Source organism: Pricia sp. (assembly GCF_041745955.1).
GTDB lineage: Bacteria > Bacteroidota > Bacteroidia > Flavobacteriales > Flavobacteriaceae > Pricia.
In genome coordinates, this window is record NZ_JBGTHY010000135.1 from 1 (window position 1) to 3,134 (window position 3,134).

Below are 3,134 nucleotides of genomic sequence, written 5' to 3' on the forward strand. Positions count from 1 at the left end.
AAACGGGCCAAGGTAATCGGCTTGTGCAGATAATCGGTAACGTCGTAATCGAATGCCTTTAGTGCATAGTCGGGTTTTCCGGTGATCAAGATTACCTGGGGACTGTTTTCCAAAGATTCGAGTAGGTCGAATCCGTTAATGATAGGCATTTCAACATCAAGAAAGATAAGATCGATCTCAAGGTTTTTAATACCGTTTTTGGCTTCGATCGCATTGCTGTATTCCGCAACCATAGCTAGGTGCGGATGACTGTTTACCAGCTTTGCAACGGCCATACGTTGCATAGACGAATCGTCTACGATAATACATCTTAGTTTCATAAATAGGGCGATTTGTGGGGTTAAATCATTGACAAAATACTAAAAAAACAGGTTCAACTGCAAATAAAATGTGTCGATGGTATTGTTTTTCATGTGATTGACAATGAACATAGGTTAAGATTGGGTTTGTAAGATTTTTAGGGTTATACCCCTATAGAACGAAGAAATTCCTATTTTCTTGTAATGTATCGCAATTATTCTTACTTTTGCGCTCCTAAAAAATATATATTTATGAACCATTACGAAACTGTTTTCATTTTGAATCCCGTGCTTTCTGATGAACAGATAGCGGAAACAGTTAAGAAATTCGAGGATTTCTTAATTAAGAATGGCGCCAAAATGGTCTCCAAGGAAAATTGGGGACTTAAAAAATTGGCCTATGCCATACAGCACAAAAAAAGTGGTTTTTACCACTTGTTCGAATTTGCCGCACCCGGCGAAGTTGTTTCTCCTTATGAGCAAGAGCTAAAAAGGGAAGAGCGTGTTATGCGCTTTTTGACGGTTAGATTGGATAAGCACGCCATTGCGTGGGCAGAAGAAAGAAGAACTAGGTTAAAAACCAAAGCGTAAAAGTATGGCAACACTACAACAACAGGCAAAAGGGAAGAAAGATGGCGAAATCCGCTATCTGACCCCATTGAACATTGAGACCAATACGAAAAAGAAGTATTGCCGTTTCAAGAAAAACGGTATTAAATACATCGACTATAAGAATCCCGATTTTCTAATTATGCTGGTCAACGAACAAGGCAAACTTCTACCAAGAAGGCTGACCGGAACATCATTGAAATATCAGCGCAAAGTAGCGCAGGCCATAAAAAGGTGCCGTCATATTGCACTTATGCCATACGTAGGGGACTTACTAAAATAATCAAAGCAAAGATGGAACTTATACTAAAAAAAGACGTAGAGCATTTGGGCTTTAAAGACGATGTCGTTGACGTGAAAAACGGATACGGTAGAAATTATTTGATCCCACGCGGTATGGCCGCAATGGCGACTCCTTCGGCCAAAAAGGTATTGGAGGAGAACTTGCGCCAAAGTGCCCATAAAGAGAAAAAAGTAGTCGATTCGGCCAATAAAACTGCTGAAGCACTTAAAACACTGGAGACAAAGATACCTGCAAAAGTAGGTGCCGCCGACAAATTGTTCGGTTCGGTCACGGCCGCGGATCTTTCGAATATTCTGGCCAAAGACGGTCACGAAATCGATAAGAAATTCATCAGTATCAAAGGCGGAGCTATCAAAAGGGCAGGACCCTATACCGCTGATATCCGATTACATAGAGAGGTAGTCGTAGAATTTGATTTCGAGGTGGTTTCGGATCAGAAGTGATGGTTAATAAACCTTGATAACTTTAAAGAGCTATGTTTTCATAGCTCTTTTTTTTTGCACTAATATTGCAAAACTAACTCAAAATAGACCGTTATGATTCAAAAACTACTTCTAGGGATTTTCTTGATTTTTGCGGTATTCCCGGTATCCGCGCAAGTCACCACATCGAATATGGGCGGCACGGTGGTAGACGACCAGAGCGGACCTTTATTGGGCGCCAACGTGGTGGCCGTTCATACGCCCACCGGTACCAAATATGGTGCGATTACAAATGAAGACGGACTTTTTCAGATGCTTAATATGAGGGTCGGCGGCCCCTATCAGGTCACTATTACTTACGTTGGCTTTAAAGAACAGTTGGTCGAAGACGTTTTTCTGACCTTGGGCAAGACCTTTACCTTAGATGTTGTTCTTTTGACGGAAAGTCAGGCGCTGGACGAGGTCGTGGTAATCTCCGACCGCGGAGGTACCTTTGGCAGCGGCCGTACCGGGGCCGAGACCAGTGTCGGTAGGAGAGAGCTGACCAAACTGCCAACTATTTCCAGGTCGGCCGAAGATTTTACCCGTTTGGAGCCTAGTGCATCGGGAAATTCCGGTGAAGGCGGTCTATCTTTCGGCGGGAGGAACGACCAGTACAATAATTTTTCTTTGGATGGTTCTTTCTTCGGAAACCCATTCGGACTCGATGCACCCACTCCGGGTGGACAGAGCAGTTCCCAACCCATATCGCTGGATGCCATAGATCAGATTCAGGTTTCCTTGGCTCCGTACGACGTTACCCAATCCGGCTTTACCGGAGCTACGGTCAATGCGGTCACCAAAAGTGGAACCAACGAATTTCAGGGTACCGTTTACGGCTTTTATAGGAACGAGAGTTTGACAGGAGGCAGGATAAAGGGTGAGGATGTCGTCAAACCTGATCTGAACCAAAGCCAATACGGCCTTAGTATCGGTGGCCCGATCATCAAAAACAAACTCTTCTTTTTTGCCAACTTCGAACAAGATTCGCGTGACGATTTAGGGTCTAACGGATGGGTACCGAATACAGGCTCGGGTGCCATTAACGAGTCTCGTGTGGAGGAAGACGATTTGCTCGCGGTGCAGTCCGCTCTCTCGGGTCTGGGATACGATACCGGTAGATACCAAGGTTTCACTTACGGGGCGGAATCGACCAAAGGGATTTTGAAACTGGACTGGAATATTAACGATAACAACCGCTTGGCCGTAATCTATAATTTTCTGGACGCTTCAAAAGAAAAACCGGCCCACCCGACGGCCTTGGGGGTAAGGGGACCGAGTGCCCAGACCTTGCAGTTCGAAAATTCCGGATACAGAATCAATAATAGTCTCCAGTCGTTTCAGTTAGAACTGAATTCCACCTTTGGCGACAATGCGACCAATAAACTTCAGGTAGGGTACACGCATTTTGATGATTCCCGAGATCCGTTTTCGTCGCCGGCCCCTAGCATTATTATCCAA

Annotated in this window: 5 protein-coding genes; 4 read left to right on the forward strand and 1 reads right to left on the reverse strand. The window is 44.5% G+C overall.

Annotated elements, in window-relative coordinates:
- Positions 1-320: LytR/AlgR family response regulator transcription factor (locus tag ACEW8S_RS04835; protein ID WP_373517051.1), on the reverse strand; the 320-nt coding region annotated here is incomplete at its 3' end.
- Between the two features lie 231 nt (positions 321-551).
- Between ACEW8S_RS04835 and rpsF the strand changes: the two genes are divergently transcribed.
- The 4 genes from rpsF to ACEW8S_RS04855 form a co-directional block, all read left to right on the forward strand.
- Entirely contained in the window at positions 552-890 is a 339-nt protein-coding gene (rpsF, locus tag ACEW8S_RS04840; protein ID WP_373517052.1) for a 30S ribosomal protein S6, read from the forward strand.
- Between the two features lie 4 nt (positions 891-894).
- Positions 895-1,191 carry a 30S ribosomal protein S18 gene (rpsR, locus tag ACEW8S_RS04845; protein WP_373517053.1) on the forward strand — a complete coding sequence of 99 codons (297 nt, stop codon included), beginning with the start codon at positions 895-897 and terminating at the stop codon, positions 1,189-1,191.
- A gap of 11 nt (positions 1,192-1,202) precedes the next feature.
- Positions 1,203-1,655: a 50S ribosomal protein L9 gene (gene rplI / locus ACEW8S_RS04850; protein ID WP_373517054.1), complete on the forward strand. Its 453-nt coding sequence runs from the start codon at positions 1,203-1,205 to the stop codon at positions 1,653-1,655.
- A 93-nt stretch (positions 1,656-1,748) separates the two neighbouring features.
- Positions 1,749-3,134 (forward strand): carboxypeptidase regulatory-like domain-containing protein (locus ACEW8S_RS04855; RefSeq protein ID WP_373517055.1); only part of this gene is annotated, 1,386 nt, incomplete at its 3' end.

Excerpts from the sequence above, each read along its gene's own strand:
- rpsF (WP_373517052.1), top strand. The coding sequence starts at position 552 with ATGAACCATTACGAAACTGTTTTCATTTTGAATCCCGTGCTTTCTGAT.
- rplI (WP_373517054.1), top strand. The coding sequence starts at position 1,203 with ATGGAACTTATACTAAAAAAAGACGTAGAGCATTTGGGCTTTAAAGAC.
- rpsR (WP_373517053.1), top strand. The coding sequence starts at position 895 with ATGGCAACACTACAACAACAGGCAAAAGGGAAGAAAGATGGCGAAATC.